This window comes from Pseudomonas sp. S44 (assembly GCF_016624805.1).
Classification (GTDB): Bacteria; Pseudomonadota; Gammaproteobacteria; order Pseudomonadales; family Pseudomonadaceae; genus Aquipseudomonas; species Aquipseudomonas machongensis.
In genome coordinates, this window is record NZ_JACVTY010000001.1 from 149,326 (window position 1) to 164,499 (window position 15,174).

The following is a 15,174-nucleotide window of genomic DNA, read 5'->3' on the forward strand; positions in this document are numbered from 1 at the left end:
GGAACGGATGAACGAGCATTTATGGACAAGAGCAGATTTCGCAAGATAAGCCTGGGCTGTGCCCTGGCGCTGGTAGCAGGGATCACGTTGTACGCGGTACAGGCCCCGGCTACGCCGCCACGCTACATCACTGCCACGGTCGAGCGTGGTGATATCGAGAACGCGGTGCTGGCCACCGGCGTGCTCGAGGGTATCCGCCAGGTCGATGTCGGTGCCCAGGTTTCCGGTCAGTTGCGCTCGCTGAAGGTCAAGCTGGGCGACAAGGTGACCAAGGGCCAGTGGCTCGCCGAGATCGATCCACTGGTGCTGCGCAACACGCTACGCCAGGCCCAGGTCGATGAAGAAAAGCTGCAGGCCGAGCGGCGCTCGACCCTGGCCCGGGTCAATCAGACCCGCCGGGTCTACGAGCGCTACAGTGCGTTGCAGGACGACGAGTCGATCTCGCGCCAGGACTTCGAGAACGCCGAGTCCGAGTACCAAGTGCAGCAGGCGACCCTGCACTCGCTGGACGCGCAGATCAAGAGCGCCCAGGTGCAGATCGACACGGCCAAGGTCAACCTCGACTACACGCGCATCAGTGCACCCATCGACGGCGATGTGGTGGGTATCGTCACCCAGGAAGGGCAAACCGTGATCGCCCAGCAACTGGCGCCGGTGATCCTCAAGCTCGCCGACCTGGATACCATGACGGTCAAGGCGCAGGTCTCCGAAGCCGACGTGATCCATATCAGCCCCGGCCAGCAGGTGTACTTCACCATCCTGGGCGAAGACAAACGCTACTACGCGACCTTGCGCGGCACGGAGCCTGCGCCGCAGAACTACCTGGAGAGCACCGACAAGAGCGGCGCCGCGGCGCCAAAGCAGAACACCGCGGTGTTCTACAACGCCTTGTTCGAGGTGCCCAACCCAGACCACCGCCTGCGCATTTCCATGACCGCTCAGGTACGCATCGTGCTGGCCACCGCCGAGGCGGTGCTCAGTGTGCCGGTGGCGGCGCTCGGGCCGCGCAGTGGCGACGGCAGCTTCCCGGTGCGGGTAGTCGACGCCAAGGGCTTTGCCCAGGTGCGCCAGGTGCAGGCCGGGATCAACAACAATGTCAGGGTCGAGATCAGGCAGGGGCTGGACGAGGGCGACCGGGTAGTGATCGGTGAGCCCATCGGCGATGCGGCGGGGGCATGAGCATGAACATGAACGTCGAACTGGCCTCGCAGCGCACCACCGCCGTCGAAGCCGGCCAGCCGCTGCTGCGCCTGGAGGGCGTGAGCCGCAGTTTCATGGCGGGAGACCGCGAGTTTCTCGCCCTGCGCCATATCGATCTGGAAATCGACGCGGGCGAGTTGGTGGCGATCATTGGCGCGTCGGGCTCGGGCAAATCGACGCTGATGAACATCCTTGGCTGCCTGGACCACGCCAGCGCCGGTTCCTATCAGGTGGGCGGCCAGGAAACCCGCGACATGGACGATGAGGCGCTGGCAGCGCTGCGCCGCGACCATTTCGGCTTCATCTTCCAGCGCTATCACCTGCTGCCGCACCTGGACGCCCTGCGCAATGTCGAGATCCCGGCGGTGTATGCGGGCACGCCCCAGGCCCAGCGCCACGAGCGGGCCCAGGAACTGCTCAAGCGCCTCGGCCTGGCCGGGCACCTGACGCATCGCCCCAGCCAACTGTCGGGCGGCCAGCAGCAGCGGGTGAGTATCTGCCGGGCCTTGATGAACGGCGGCGAGGTGATCCTCGCGGACGAGCCTACCGGCGCCCTCGACACGGCCAGCGGCAAGGAAGTGATGGCCATCCTGCTGGAGCTGCACGCCGCCGGGCACACCGTGATCCTGGTGACCCACGATCCCAAGGTCGCAGCCCATGCCGAGCGCATCATCGAGGTCAGCGACGGGCAGATCGTCAGCGATCAGCGCAACATGCCGCAGGCCGCGCCCGACGCAGCGATCCCCGAGCCGCAACGCAAGGCCCGGCCGCCACGGCGCCTGGTGGCCAGCCTGGGGTTGTTCCGTGAAGCGTTCAACATGGCCTGGATCGCGTTGATCTCGCACCGCATGCGCACATTGCTGACCATGCTCGGCATCGTCATCGGCATCACCTCGGTGGTGTCGATCTCGGCGATCGGCGAGGGCGCCAAAGGCTATGTGCTCAAGGATATTCAGGCGATCGGCAGCAACACCATCGACATCTATTCGGGCAGCAACTTCGGTGACAGCCGGGCAAAGGCCATCGAAACCCTGGTGCTGGCCGACGTCACTGCGCTCAACCAACTGTATTACGTCGACAGTGCAACGCCGGTGATCGGCCGCAGCATGCTGGTGCGCTACCGCAACCTGGACCTGGACGTACAGCTCAATGGCGTCAGCGAACGCTACTTCCAGGTACGCAACATCAACCTGGCCGCCGGCATCGCCTTCAGCGAAAGCGATGCCCGGCGCCAGGCGCAAGTGGTGGTGATCGACCACAACACGCGCTTGCGGCTGTTCGGCGAGGGGGTAGACCCGCTCGGGCAGGTGATCCTGATCGGCAATCTGCCGTGCACGGTGATCGGCGTGACCACCGAGAACAAGAACCTGTTCGCTGCCAGCAACGCGCTGAACGTCTGGGTGCCCTACGAAACCGCTGCCGGGCGCCTGCTGGGGCAGCGCCACCTGGACAGCATCAGCGTGCGGATCAAGGACGGCATGCCAAGCAAGCGGGTGGAGCAAGAGGTCAACACCTTGATGCTGCAGCGCCACGGCACCAAGGACTTCTTCACCAATAACCTCGACAGCATCATGCAGACGGTGCAGAAGACCAGTCGTTCGCTGACCCTGCTGCTGTCGTTGATCGCGGTGATTTCATTGGTGGTGGGGGGGATCGGGGTGATGAACATCATGCTGGTGTCGGTCACCGAACGTACCCGTGAGATCGGCATTCGCATGGCCGTGGGTGCCCGGCAGTCGGACATTCGCCAGCAGTTCCTGGTGGAGGCGGTGATGGTCTGCCTGTTCGGCGGGCTGGTGGGGATCGCGTTGTCGTACGGGATCGGCTATCTGTTCACACTGTTCGTCAAACAGTGGGAGATGGTGTTCTCGCCGGCCTCGATTGCCACCGCGTTCGCCTGTTCGACGTTGATCGGCATCGTGTTCGGCTTCGTGCCCGCACGAAACGCCGCACGACTGGACCCGATCGAAGCCTTGGCGCGGGATTGAACGGAACGGCAGTCGCTGACGCACGGGGTGTGAGTCAGCGACAGGTTCATCGAGCGCGGGGCGCTGCGCCGAGGAACTCCTGTATCGGCGCAGAACCCGGTCAGCCGTGCAGCTTGAGCACCCGTTCCAAGAAATAGAGGTCGGAGTTAGGGAACAGCGTCAGGATGTGTATGCCGTGCTCACTGACAAATACCTTGTTCGCCGTCCTGAAGTCAGGGCCGCCGTCAAAGAGACCCTCGTTGCCGAATGCGCTGTCGAACTCTCCCGACGGTGTCAGGCGATACACATGCAAACGACCGACGTTGACGGCGGTCAGCAGGGCGCCACCGAGCACGATGCGATCCTGGCCATCGATATGAAGCTCGCCCAGCGCCAGGCCATGGCCGTCGCTGCCGAGCGTCAAAGGTTGGCCGCGATTGAAGGTTGTGTCGTTCGTACCGGACTCGGTCAGCATGAACACTGTCGTGGGTTGTTGGAGCTGGAATTCCACGCCCCGGGAAACAGCGATCCGACCGTTCCTTGCGGACATGCCGAGGCGCATGCTTGCTTGAACGGCGAACAGGTCCCGCTGGCCCTTGCCATCATTGAAGCGTTCATCGGCGATGGCGTGCCGGTCGTAACGCCTCACGATGACTCGCTGGCTGGCGTTTTCTGCCAGCACCAGGAAACTACCGTCGGCGAAGAAGTGCGCACGCAAGACCCGCAACGATAAACCGGCCTTGTCGGTCAGTGGCAACATGCCGAGATCACGCGCCTCGCCGAGCTCAGGTGCCAGCTCGCCAGTCACGGGGTTGAAGACCGCCAACCAGCTTTCGGTGTGCTCGTCGTTCCCGTCGCCGAGGGTGTAGGGGAAGATGGCTCGCAACAAGCCGCTCGCTAATACCAGTGGGCGCTCCTCGGACGACAGAAGCGCTTTCGTCGAGTGCTTCACCCGATGCTTTCTGGTGTCGCCCACGTCACCCTTCTGCCAACCTTCGCCCGGGTCTGGTAAAGCATGACCGTTTTCGCCAAAGGACGTTACCGGTTGGAAGCTTTCATCAAAACGGCTGATACCGACGAAGTTCAGATAGCGTTCGAAGTCAGCATCGAAATAGGTGGGCACGCCAACGGCGAAATAGGTCTGCTGGCCATTGATCGTGGCGCCGACAAGCCCTTTGAAGTCCAGTGCCTCATCGGGCAGATTCGCAGCGTCTACGACCACATGGCCGGTGCTTTCGTCCCAGTGGCCATCGGCGTTGAGCCGGGTGAGCAATCCTGGGCTGGAGTCTGCGGGGTTACGGCCGAATACCACCAGCCGCCCTTTGGCGTCGAGGGTTGATGGCCCGACTTGGAGAGAGGCCACGTCCGGGTTATAGGGAGGTTCGGCCGGAATATTGGCCACTCCTTGCGTGCCGTAGGCATGGTCAGGCGTGCCGGAAGATTGCACGGACATGGTGGTGAGCTCCATCGTGTCAGGATGGCGTCGAAACTAGCGCAGTCGATGTGCTGCTCCAACTGGCAAAAATGATAGGTCGCTACTGCGCCACATCGACTGCGGGGGTTGAATGCCCCGGTAGCGGGGCGCTCAGGGGTGTATCGAGGAATGGGCGCCATACATCCAGCGCATCAACGAATGCCGCCCGCTGATCCCCAGCTTGATCGCCGCGCGACGCAGGTAGCTTTCCACCGTATTGACCTTCAACTGCAGCCGTTCGGCCTGTTGCGGTGCGGTGTGACCGGCCAGCAGGCCGAGGCAGACCTGCATTTCCCGTTCTGACAGGGCAAGGCCCGTCTGGCTCAGGCGCTCGCGGAAACGCTCCTGCAGGGTATCGATTGTCGGGCGCTCGCTGATGCTGGGCTGCAAGGCATCCAGGTGCTTTTGCAGCATGGGCAGCAGCAGCGGCGAGATGTCCTGCAGGCAGTCGCGCTCGCGCGGCGAGAAGCTCGCGCGATCAGCGCGCAGGACATGCAGTTCGTAGTGATAATCGGCAGTGCGGCGCACCAGGTGCAGACGGGCCGGGTCGAGGAACTCGTCGCAGGCGGGTTCTCTGGCGCTGAACACGGTTTCACTGAGCAGGGTGGTGCTGCCGTGCAAACCGGGTGAGGCCAGGCGCACCTGGCGGATATGCGTGGCATCGATGCTCAGGTGGGTCTGGATCAGGTCATGCAGCAGGCGCGGGAATTGGCGGCTGCCGGTGCTGGCAATGACTTTGCCGATCTGCGGAAAGAGCAGGTGCGAATTCATCGTATCGTCCATGAGTAGCGGTCATCCGAAAGTCGCGATATGGCTTTTAGCCAGTATTTGGGCGCGACTGCTTGCTATCCTAGTACAACGATTCAGCTACCGCTTGATGAAATGGTCATAACCCCATGCCCGAAAGTGAGGTGCCTGTGCGCCTGCGACGCCGTGCTGGGGTATCATGGCCGCCTTTTCCCTACGAGGCCGGTCCCATGTCCCTGAACGCTGAGCAGATCGCAGAGTTTCGTGCTTTTGCCGAGCAATTGGCCGACGCCGCTGCGCTGGCGATCCAGCCGTATTTTCGCGCGAGCCTGGAGGTCGAGGACAAGGGCGGGCGCCTCTACGATCCGGTGACCGTGGCGGACAAAGCCGCAGAAGACGCCATGCGTGCGTTGATCCAGGCGCGATATCCGACGCATGGCATCCTGGGCGAGGAGCAGGGCGTGGCGAAAGGCAGCAGCCCGTTGACCTGGGTGCTGGACCCGATCGATGGCACCCGGGCCTTCATTACCGGCCTGCCGCTGTGGGGCACGCTGATTGCCCTGAATGATGGCCAGCAGCCAGTGGTGGGGGTGATGAACCAACCCTTTACCGGCGAGCGTTTCGTCGGTACGCCCGAGGGCGCCTGGCGTAGCGGTGCGCCGCTGAAGACCCGCACCTGTGGGTCGCTCGAGGCGGCCACGCTGATGTGTACCACACCGGACATGTTCGACACCCCGGCGCGCAAGGCGGCCTTCGAGCACGTGGCCGGGCGGGCGCGGCTGATGCGTTATGGCGGCGACTGCTACGCCTATTGCATGCTGGCGTCGGGGTTTGTCGATGTGATCGTCGAGGCGAGCCTGCAGCCCTACGACGTGCAGGCGCTGATGCCGATCATCGAAGGGGCGGGCGGTGTGATCACCGCGTGGGATGGCACCTCGGCGCAGAACGGTGGCTGCATCGTGGCCTGCGGCGACCCAGCGCTTCATGCCCAGGTGGTGGAGATGTTGCGCGCAGCGATGTAACGCTCAGTCGCGGTAGAACACCTGCACCAGGTGATAACCGAACTTGGTCTTGATCGGCCCATGCACCACGCGCAGGGCCTTCTTGAAGATCACCTGGTCGATGGCCCCGACCAACTGGCCAGGACGCACCTCCCCCAGATCACCACCGCGCTTGCCTGACGGGCAGGTCGAGAACTTCTTCGCCAGCACGTCGAACGCCTCGCCCTTGGCCAGGCGTTGCTTGAGTTGTTCGGCCTCATCGGCGGTCTTGACCAGGATATGGCGCGCTTGTGCTTTCATGTGACACCTGTGCTTCGGGCAAAAAAGGGCGCCATTATGCCTGATCCCGCAGCTCGGCGCGGTCACGGAAATGCGCCAGCGCCTCGGGGTTGGCCAGGGCATCGGTGTTCTTTACCGCCAGCCCGTGCACCACGTTGCGCACCGCCAGCTCCACCAGTTTGCCGCTGACGGTGCGTGGGATGTCTGGCACCTGGGCAATCACCGCTGGCACATGGCGCGGCGTGGTGTATTGGCGTATCACCTGGCGGATACGCTGGCACAGGTCGTCGTCCAGTTGCAGCCCCTCGCGCAGACGCACGAACAGCACCACACGCACGTCGCCTTGCCAGTCCTGGCCGATGGCGATGCTCTCGACCACCTCCTCGACCTTCTCCACCTGACGATAGATCTCTGCCGTACCGATGCGCACGCCGCCGGGGTTGAGCACTGCGTCGGAGCGCCCGTGGATCACCAGGCCGCCGCTGGCGGTCTCTTCGGCGTAGTCACCCTGCGCCCATACGCCAGGAAACAGGCTGAAGTAAGCCTCGTGATAGCGGCTGCCGTCGTTGTCGCCCCAGAACCCCAACGGCATCGACGGGAAATGACGGGTGCAGACCAGCTCACCTTTCTCACCCACCACCGCCTCGCGTCGTTCGTTCCACACCTGCACGGCCATGCCCAGGCCCCGGCATTGCATCTCCCCACGCCGTATTGGCAAGGTCGGGTTACCCAGCACGAAGCATGAAACGATGTCGGTACCGCCGGACATCGACACCAGGCGCACATCACGCTTGATCTGGTAGTAGACGTAGTCGTAGCTGTGCGGCGACAGCGGCGAACCGGTGGAAAGCAACAGGCGCAGGCTGTCGAGACGATGGCTGCGCATCGGCACCAGGCCTTGCTGTTCCAGGGTGGCCAGGTACTTGGCGCTGGTTCCGAATACCTGGATGCCTTCGGCGTCGATCAGGTCGAGCAGGCGTTCGGGGCCCGGGTGCAGCGGCGAGCCGTCGTACAGCACCAGGGTGGCACCGACCGCCAGGCCGCTGGCCAACCAGTTCCACATCATCCAGCCACAGGTGGTGTAGTAGAACATCACGTCATCGGCCTTCAGATCGTTGTGCAGGCCATGTTCTTTCAGATGCTGCAGCACTACGCCTCCTGCACCGTGGACGATGCACTTGGGTACGCCTGTGGTGCCGCTGGAGTAGAGGATGTACAGCGGGTGGTCGAAAGGCAGGGCGGTGAACTCAGGTTCGCCGCCGGCCTGATAGACGTCCTGCCAGAGGCTGACCTCGAGGCCGACGAACTCATCGGTGCGCGTCTGCTCGCGGGTGTAGGGCACGACCAGCAGGTGCTCCAGCGCCGGCAACTGGGCGCAGACCTGGTTGATCTTCTCCACCTGGTCGATCACCTTGCCGGCATAGTGATAACCGGCACAAGCGATCAGCAGTTTGGGCGCGATCTGGCCAAAACGATCGATGATGCCGTGCAGCCCGAACTCGGGGGAGGCGTTGGACCAGACCGCCCCCAGGCTGGCGCTGGCAAGCATGGCCACCAGCGTTTGCCAGGTGTTGGGCATGATCGCGGCGATACGATCGCCTGGCTGGATGCCGAGGGCCTTGAAGGCGCGTTGCAGGCCGGCGACCTCGGCGGCCAGTTGACGGTGGCTGAGTACCTCGCGTGTGCCGTCCTCACGCACGGCGATCAGCGCCGGATGCGTGTCGCGCCGGCGCAACAAGTGTTCTGCATAGTTGAGCGTGCCACCTGCGAACCAGCGCGCGTCCGGCATCTGCGCGCCTTCGCTGAGCACCTGCGAGGGCAGACTGTGCCAGCGCACTTCGAAGAACGCGCAGAGGCTCTGCCAGAACGCTTCGCGCTGCTCGATGCTCCAGCGGTGCAGGTCTGCATAGTTGGCGAGCTGCAGCCCAAGGTCCTGGTTCACCTGGCGGCGGAAGTGGTCCATTCGGCTGGCCTGGACCTGCGCGGGGCTGGGGCGCCACAGTACGTCGCTCATGCGAAACTCCTCGGTCGGTGGGGCATCGACACGGCCTGCCAGGCGCCGTCTTGAAGGTACATTCAAGACGGTCCCTGATTGAACTCTAGACGTTACTGCGCCAACCAGCCGCCATCCACGTTCCAGGCGGCGCCACGCACCTGGCTGCCGGCCTCGCTGCACAGGAACAGCGCCAGCTCGCCCAGGTGCTCGGGGGTGACGAAGGCCAGCGAGGGCTGTTTCTCGGCCAGCAGGTCATGCTGGGCCTGCCGAGGGTCGCCGCCTGCCGCTGCGCGGTCGTCGATCTGCTTCTGCACCAGCGGGGTCAGCACCCAGCCGGGGCAGATGGCATTGCAGGTCACGTTGCTGGTCGCGGTTTCCAGCGCCACCACCTTGGTCAAGCCGATCACTCCGTGTTTTGCCGCCACGTAGGCGGCTTTGCCGGTGGAGCCCACCAGGCCGTGCACCGAGGCAATGTTGATGATGCGCCCCCAGCCGCGTTCGCGCATGCCCGGCAGGGCCAGGCGGGTGCCGTGGAACACGGCCGAGAGGTTCAAGGCGATGATCTTGTCCCAGCTCTGCACCGGGAAGGCTTCCACCGGCGCGACGTGCTGGATGCCGGCGTTGTTGACGAGGATGTCGACGCCGCCGAACTCGCGCTCGGCCAGGTCGAACAGGGCCTCGATCTGCGTCACCTCGGACAGGTCGGCCGGATGGTGGGCGACCTTCACGCTGTGGCGGGCGATCTCGGCGAGCGCCGGTTGTGGATCGCCAAAGCCGTTGAGCAGGATGTTGGCACCCGCCCGGGCCAGTACCTTGGCGATGCCCAGGCCGATACCGCTGGTGGATCCGGTGATGAGTGCCGTCTTGCCGTCTAGAGTCATGTGCCGCTCCTTACACGATGCCGATAGCGTTGAAACGATCAGTGTGTCTTTCAGTCGAGGGCCGAATCAGCGCCGCGGGTCGAACGCCTCCCGCAGCGCATCGCCGATGAATACCAGCAGCGACAGGATCACCGCCAGCGCGAAGAATGCGGTGAAGCCCAGCCAGGGGGCTTGCAGGTGCTGCTTGCCCTGGGTCACCAGCTCACCCAGCGACGCGGTGCCGGCCGGCATGCCGAAGCCGAGGAAGTCCAGTGCTGTCAGGGTGGTGATGGCACCGGTCATCATGAACGGAATGTAGGTCAGTGTGGCGTTCATGGCATTGGGCAGGATATGCCGCAGCATCACCTGGGTGTCAGGCAGGCCCAGTGCACGGGCGGCCTTGACGTACTCCAGGTTGCGCCCGCGCAGGAACTCGGCGCGTACCACGTCGACCAGGGTCAGCCAGGAGAACAGCGCCATGATCCCCAGCAACCACCAGAAATTCGGTTCGACGAAGCCGGACAGGATGATCAGCAGATACAGCACCGGCAACCCCGACCAAACCTCCAGCAGGCGCTGGCCGAGCAGGTCGACCCAGCCGCCGTGGTAGCCCTGCAGCGCGCCGGCGGCGACGCCGATCAGCACGCTGACCAGGGTCAGGGCGAAGGCGAACAGCAAGGAAATACGTGTGCCATACAGCACCCGCGCGAGCACGTCGCGGCCCTGATCGTCGGTGCCCAGCCAATTGCTCGCGCTGGGCGGGCTGGGGGTGGGCACGTGCAGGTCGTAGTTGGGCGTGTCGGCACTGAAGGGGATGGGGGCAAACAGCATCCAGCCGCCCTGGCCTTCGATCAATTGGCGCACATAGGCGCTGCGGTAGTCGGGCTGGAAAGGCAGCTCACCGCCAAACTGCTGCTCGGTGTAGCGCTTGAGTGCGGGGGTGTACAGCTCGCCCTTGTACGACAGCAGCAGCGGCTTGTCGTTGGCCACCAGCTCTGCACCCAGGCTCAGCAGCAGGAGGGCGGCGAACAGCCACAGCGAAACCCAGCCCAGGCGGTTATGGCGAAAACGCTGCAGGCGGCGCCGGGCGACAGGCGAGAGCATCAGTGCGCCCTCGTGTCGAAGTCGATGCGCGGGTCGAGCAAGGTGTACGACAGGTCGCCGACCAGACGAATCAGCAAGCCTGCCAGGGTGAAGATGAACAGGGTGCCGAACACCACCGGGTAGTCCCGTGAGACGGCCGCCTCGTAGCTCATGCGCCCGAGGCCGTCGAGCGAGAAGATCACTTCGATCAGCAACGAACCAGCGAAGAACACCGTGATCAACGCCTGCGGCACCCCGGCCACCACCAGCAGCATGGCATTGCGCAGCACATGGCCGTACAGCACCCGGCGTTGGCTCAAGCCCTTGGCCCGGGCGGTGACCACATACTGGCGCGAGATCTCGTCGAGGAAGGCGTTCTTGGTCAGCAGGGTGAGGGTGGCGAACCCACCGATCACCAAGGCCCCGACCGGCAGCACCAGGTGCCAGAAATAATCGGCGACCTTGCCCAGCAGGCTCAGCTGGTCGAAGTCTTCCGAGACCAGCCCGCGCACCGGGAACCAGTTCAACGACGTGCCGCCGGCGAACAGTACGATCAGCAGCAGGGCGAAGAGGAACGAGGGCAGTGCGTAGCCAACCACGATCAGCGCGCTGCTCCAGGCATCGAAGCGGCTGCCGTGGCGCACAGCCTTGCGGATGCCCAACGGGATCGAGACCAGGTAGGTGATCAGCGTCGCCCAGAAGCCCAGTGACAGGGTGACGGGCAACTTGTCGAGAATCAGGTCGGTGACCTTGGCGCCACGGAAGAAACTCTGGCCAAAATCGAGCCGGGCATACTGGCCGAGCATCAGCCACAGGCGCTCCGGGGCGCTCTTGTCGAAGCCGTACTGGCGCTTGATCTCTTCGATCAGCTTGGGGTCGAGCCCGCGACTGGCGCGAGACTCGCCCTGCATCACCTCGACCCGCGCGCCGGGGGCGCCGCCGCCAATGCCTTGCAGGCGCGCCACGGCCTGCTCCACAGGGCCGCCGGGGGCCGCCTGGACGATGGCGAAGTTGACCAGCAGGATCGCCAGCAAGGTCGGAATGATCAGCAGCAGGCGCCGCAGGATATAGGCGGTCATGGGGCAACCTTCGTACGTTCAGCCATCTGCTGATTGGTCAGCGCCGTGGGGCTGAGCTCCCACCAGGTATCCAGGCCTTCGTCGTAGGCGGCCTGCACCTTGGGCAGGCCGAAGCGGTTCCACCAGACGGTCGAGCTGCCGGGCGGGTAATAGTTTGGAATCCAGTAGTAGTTCCACTGCAGCACCCGGTCCAGGGCGTGGGCGTGGCGCAGCATGTCGGCCTGGGTCGAGGCGCGTACCAGGCCATCGAGCAGGTGGTCGACCGCCGGGTCCTTGAGCACCATGAGGTTGTTCGAACCAGGGTCGTTGGCGGCGGCGGAACCAAAGTAGTTGTATTGCTCCGAGCCGGGTGACAGCGTCACCGGGTAGCCGGTCACGACCATGTCGTAGTCGCGCGCCATCAGCCGGTTGATGTATTGCGCCGAGTCGACGTTGCGGATATTCAGCTCGATGCCGATTTGCGCCAGGTTGCGCTTCCATGGCAAGAGCAGGCGCTCGAGGCCCGATTGCCCGTTGAGGAAGGTGAAGCTCAGCGCGGTGCCATCGGCGTTTACCAGCCGATCGCCTTCAGGGCGCCAGCCAGCAGCCTGGAGCAGTTCCAGTGCCTGCAACTGCTGTTTGCGGACGATGCCCGTGCCATCGGTCACCGGTGCCGTGAACACTTGGCTGAAGACCTCGTCGGGGATCTGGCCGCGTAGCGGTTCGAGCAGTTTGAGTTCCTCGGCGTCGGGCAGCTCGCGTGCTGCGAGCGGGGTGTTGGAGTACAGGCTTTGCTGGCGGATGTAGAGGTTGCGCATCATCTGCCGGTTGCTCCACTCGAAGTCCCAGAGCATGGCCAGCGCCTGGCGTACACGGCGGTCGCGAAACACCGGCTTGTCGAGGTTGAACACGAAACCCTGGGCGTTCTGGGGCTTGGCAGGGCCCAGGTGGGCGCGCTGCAGGCGGCCGTCGTCGAGCTGGGCGCCGTTGTAGCCCAGGGTGTAGGCGGTGGCGGAGAACTCGCGGTTGTAATCGTAGCCGCCGCCCTTGAGTACCTGGCGGGCCACCTCGGTGTCGCCGAAGTACTCGACGCGCAAGCGCTGGAAGTTGAAGCGCCCGCGGTTGACTGGCAGGTCCTTGGCCCACCAGTCGGAGTCGCGCTCGAAGGTGATGCTGCGGCCGTTGTCGATCCGGCTGATGCGGTAGGGGCCACTGCCTACCGGTTTCTCGAACCCGGCGCCATTGGCAAAGTCGCGTGCCTGCCAGTCGTGTTCCGGCAGTACCGGCAGGCTTGCCAGGTCCAGCGGCAGGGTGCGGCCATGGGGTTGCTTGAAGTCGAAGCGAACGCTGCGCGGGCCTTCCACGGTGACCCCGGCAACCTCGGCGAACTGCGTGCGGTATTTGAGGCTGCCCTTGCTCATCAGCAGCTCGAAGGTGAAACGCACATCCTCGGCGCGCACTGGTGTGCCGTCGGCAAAGGTGGCACGCGGGTCGATTTCGAAACGCAACCAGGCGTCGTCCGGACCACGCTCCATCCGGCGGGCGATCAAGCCATAGACCGTGTACGGCTCATCGAACGAGCGGACTGCCAGCGGTGCATACAGCCAGCCATCGACCTCGCTGACGCCGGTGCCCTTGTCGATATACGGCAGGATATGGTCGAACTGGCCAATCTCGATGGCCGAGCGCCGCAAGCTGCCGCCCTTGGGGGCGTGCGGGTCGACGTAGTCGAAGTGCGAGAAGTTGGCGGGGTAGCGCGGCGCTTCACCGTAGACGGTGAGGGCGTGGGAGGGCGCGGCCTGGGTGGTCAATGCCAGGCATGACAGCAAGCATCCGACCAACAGACGACTCAGCCCCCGGCAAGAGCGGGCTTGCCCCGCGATCGGGAGCTGCGAGACGCAGGAGGTGACGGTACTGGCCCTGTCGCGGGACAAACCCGCTCCTACAAGGGCGCTGCAGGGGCGGGCGGACAAGACCGAATCAGTCCTGGCGGCTGGTCACTTCCAGCAGGTGGTAGCCGAACTGGGTCTTGACCGGGCCCTGCACGGTGTTGACTGGCGCGCTGAACACCACGGTGTCGAATTCCTTGACCATCTGGCCTGGACCGAAGGAGCCCAGGTCACCGCCCTGGCGGCTGGACGGGCAGGTGGAGTTGGCCTTGGCGATTTCGCCGAAGTCGGCACCGGCTTCGATCTGAGCCTTGAGTTCGTTGCACTTCTCTTCGCTGCTGACGAGGATGTGGCGGGCGGTGGCACGTGCCATGGGAACTGCTCCTTGATGTGAAACGGCAAGCCTAGCGCAATTGGCGGCGAAATGTCTCGCAAGGCTTGCCGTTAGCCTCCTACAACTGATCTGCCGCCCGGCGCAGCAAGGCGTCGGTCGAATCCCAGCCCAGGCAGCCATCGGTGATCGACACGCCGTATTTCAACGCGCCCTTGCCCAGCGCCTGACAGCCGTCGAACAGGTGCCCCTCGAGCATCACGCCGACGATCGAGGTGTCACCGGCCAGGCGCTGGCTCAGCACATCCTCGAATACCGCGGGCTGACGCGCCGGATCCTTGCCGCTGTTGGCGTGGCTGCAATCGACCATGATCCGCGCCGCAAGCCCGGCCTTGGCCAGCCCCTGGCGGGCCAGGGCGATGCTGTCGGCATCGTAGTTCGGGCCCTTGTGGCCGCCGCGCAGCACCAGGTGGGTATCCGGGTTGCCGAAGGTCTCGATGATCGCCGGGTAGCCTTGCGCATCCATGCCGAAGTGGCGGTGCGGCGCCGCGGCGCTGCGCATGGCGTCGGTAGCGATGGCAACCCCACCGTCGGTGCCGTTCTTGAAGCCGACCGGCAGTTCCAGGCCGCTGACCATCTCGCGGTGAATCTGTGATTCAGTCGTACGCGCACCGATGGCCGCCCAGCTCAGCAGGTCATCGAAATAGCCCGCTGCCATCGGTTGGAGCAGTTCGGTGGCGATCGGCAAGCCGCGTTCGAGCATGCCCAGCATCAGGCCTCGGGACAGGGCGATACCGGCATGCATGTCGTCGCTGCCGTCCAGGTGCGGGTCGTAGGCCAGGCCTTTCCAGCCGACGGTGGTGCGCGGTTTTTCCACGTAGGCCCGCATCACCAGCAGCAGCTTGTCATCGACTTCGCGGCTCAGGGCCGCCAGGCGGTCGGCGTACTCCAGGGCCGAGCGTGGGTCGTGGATCGAGCAGGGGCCGACGATCACCAGCAGCCGTGTGTCGCGGCCTTCGAGAATGGCGCGCACGGCCTGGCGATGGGCGTGGACTTGCTGGGCGAGTTCGCTGGAAAGCGGCATCTGCTGCTTGAGCAGGTGGGGGCTGGGCAGGCGCTGGCTGACGGAGGCGTTGGCAGCGGCAGGTTGGGTCAGGGGCAGAGCGAGATTCGAAGCTTGCATGGCGTTGTTTCCCTGGGCGGACGGCGGGTGCTTCCCGCGCGGTCGGCCCTATCGAGGTGTTCGACAGGTATTCGGATGATTACTGTGTGCAGCGTCGCCACCAGTG

The 15,174-nt window shown here is 64.6% G+C and carries 13 protein-coding genes; 3 read left to right on the forward strand and 10 right to left on the reverse strand.

The features are described from left to right. Nucleotides 1-21: 21 nt before the first annotated feature. Both macA and IAE40_RS00585 read left to right on the forward strand, forming a co-directional pair. Complete coding sequence (gene macA / locus IAE40_RS00580) at nt 22-1,179, forward strand: macrolide transporter subunit MacA (RefSeq protein ID WP_063544969.1); 1,158 nt, start codon at nt 22-24, stop codon at nt 1,177-1,179. A gap of 2 nt (nt 1,180-1,181) precedes the next feature. After that, complete coding sequence (locus tag IAE40_RS00585) at nt 1,182-3,188, forward strand: MacB family efflux pump subunit (RefSeq protein ID WP_200602392.1); 2,007 nt, start codon at nt 1,182-1,184, stop codon at nt 3,186-3,188. Nucleotides 3,189-3,288: 100 nt separating this feature from the next. Here IAE40_RS00585 and IAE40_RS00590 read toward each other — a convergent pair whose 3' ends face one another. Continuing rightward, nucleotides 3,289-4,620 carry a hypothetical protein gene (locus tag IAE40_RS00590; RefSeq protein ID WP_200602393.1) on the reverse strand — a complete coding sequence of 444 codons (1,332 nt, stop codon included), beginning with the start codon at nt 4,618-4,620 and terminating at the stop codon, nt 3,289-3,291. Nucleotides 4,621-4,752: 132 nt separating this feature from the next. Next, nucleotides 4,753-5,412, reverse strand: coding sequence for a helix-turn-helix transcriptional regulator (locus IAE40_RS00595; RefSeq protein ID WP_200602394.1), 660 nt, complete (start codon nt 5,410-5,412; stop codon nt 4,753-4,755). Nucleotides 5,413-5,618: 206 nt separating this feature from the next. On the opposite strand from IAE40_RS00595, the gene hisN reads away from it, so the two are divergent. Beyond that, nucleotides 5,619-6,410, forward strand: a complete 792-nt coding sequence (hisN, locus tag IAE40_RS00600; protein ID WP_200602395.1) for a histidinol-phosphatase — start codon at nt 5,619-5,621, stop codon at nt 6,408-6,410. Nucleotides 6,411-6,413: 3 nt separating this feature from the next. Here the strand turns inward: hisN and IAE40_RS00605 are convergent, their stop codons facing one another. The 8 genes from IAE40_RS00605 to IAE40_RS00640 all read right to left on the reverse strand — a co-directional run bounded on the left by IAE40_RS00605 (nt 6,414) and on the right by IAE40_RS00640 (nt 15,068). Beyond that, nucleotides 6,414-6,689: a peptidylprolyl isomerase gene (locus tag IAE40_RS00605; RefSeq protein ID WP_054890650.1), complete on the reverse strand. Its 276-nt coding sequence runs from the start codon at nt 6,687-6,689 to the stop codon at nt 6,414-6,416. A gap of 34 nt (nt 6,690-6,723) precedes the next feature. Beyond that, nucleotides 6,724-8,682, reverse strand: a complete 1,959-nt coding sequence (locus IAE40_RS00610) for an acetoacetate--CoA ligase (protein WP_200602396.1) — start codon at nt 8,680-8,682, stop codon at nt 6,724-6,726. A gap of 92 nt (nt 8,683-8,774) precedes the next feature. Beyond that, complete coding sequence (hbdH, locus tag IAE40_RS00615; protein WP_200602397.1) at nt 8,775-9,545, reverse strand: 3-hydroxybutyrate dehydrogenase; 771 nt, start codon at nt 9,543-9,545, stop codon at nt 8,775-8,777. A gap of 66 nt (nt 9,546-9,611) precedes the next feature. Continuing rightward, nucleotides 9,612-10,628, reverse strand: a complete 1,017-nt coding sequence (locus tag IAE40_RS00620) for an ABC transporter permease (RefSeq protein ID WP_200602398.1) — start codon at nt 10,626-10,628, stop codon at nt 9,612-9,614. After that, complete coding sequence (locus IAE40_RS00625) at nt 10,628-11,686, reverse strand: microcin C ABC transporter permease YejB (RefSeq protein WP_054890646.1); 1,059 nt, start codon at nt 11,684-11,686, stop codon at nt 10,628-10,630. The genes IAE40_RS00620 and IAE40_RS00625 overlap by 1 nt, the downstream gene beginning before the upstream one ends. Beyond that, nucleotides 11,683-13,638 (reverse strand): extracellular solute-binding protein, encoded by a 1,956-nt coding sequence (locus tag IAE40_RS00630; protein ID WP_442796966.1) that lies wholly within the window; start codon nt 13,636-13,638, stop codon nt 11,683-11,685. The genes IAE40_RS00625 and IAE40_RS00630 overlap by 4 nt, the downstream gene beginning before the upstream one ends. Nucleotides 13,639-13,645: 7 nt before the next feature. Beyond that, complete coding sequence (locus tag IAE40_RS00635) at nt 13,646-13,927, reverse strand: peptidylprolyl isomerase (RefSeq protein ID WP_054890645.1); 282 nt, start codon at nt 13,925-13,927, stop codon at nt 13,646-13,648. 79 nt (nt 13,928-14,006) lie between these two features. Continuing rightward, nucleotides 14,007-15,068: a 3-deoxy-7-phosphoheptulonate synthase gene (locus IAE40_RS00640; RefSeq protein ID WP_200602400.1), complete on the reverse strand. Its 1,062-nt coding sequence runs from the start codon at nt 15,066-15,068 to the stop codon at nt 14,007-14,009. Nucleotides 15,069-15,174 lie beyond the last annotated feature (106 nt).

Bases quoted from the DNA above. Each gene is read 5' to 3' on its own strand.
- macA (WP_063544969.1), top strand. From the start codon at position 22: ATGGACAAGAGCAGATTTCGCAAGATAAGCCTGGGCTGTGCCCTGGCG.
- IAE40_RS00585 (WP_200602392.1), top strand. From the start codon at position 1,182: ATGAACATGAACGTCGAACTGGCCTCGCAGCGCACCACCGCCGTCGAA.
- IAE40_RS00590 (WP_200602393.1), bottom strand. From the start codon at position 4,620: ATGTCCGTGCAATCTTCCGGCACGCCTGACCATGCCTACGGCACGCAA.
- IAE40_RS00595 (WP_200602394.1), bottom strand. From the start codon at position 5,412: ATGAATTCGCACCTGCTCTTTCCGCAGATCGGCAAAGTCATTGCCAGC.
- hisN (WP_200602395.1), top strand. From the start codon at position 5,619: ATGTCCCTGAACGCTGAGCAGATCGCAGAGTTTCGTGCTTTTGCCGAG.
- IAE40_RS00605 (WP_054890650.1), bottom strand. From the start codon at position 6,689: ATGAAAGCACAAGCGCGCCATATCCTGGTCAAGACCGCCGATGAGGCC.
- IAE40_RS00610 (WP_200602396.1), bottom strand. From the start codon at position 8,682: ATGAGCGACGTACTGTGGCGCCCCAGCCCCGCGCAGGTCCAGGCCAGC.
- hbdH (WP_200602397.1), bottom strand. From the start codon at position 9,545: ATGACTCTAGACGGCAAGACGGCACTCATCACCGGATCCACCAGCGGT.
- IAE40_RS00620 (WP_200602398.1), bottom strand. From the start codon at position 10,628: ATGCTCTCGCCTGTCGCCCGGCGCCGCCTGCAGCGTTTTCGCCATAAC.
- IAE40_RS00625 (WP_054890646.1), bottom strand. From the start codon at position 11,686: ATGACCGCCTATATCCTGCGGCGCCTGCTGCTGATCATTCCGACCTTG.
- IAE40_RS00635 (WP_054890645.1), bottom strand. From the start codon at position 13,927: ATGGCACGTGCCACCGCCCGCCACATCCTCGTCAGCAGCGAAGAGAAG.
- IAE40_RS00640 (WP_200602400.1), bottom strand. From the start codon at position 15,068: ATGCAAGCTTCGAATCTCGCTCTGCCCCTGACCCAACCTGCCGCTGCC.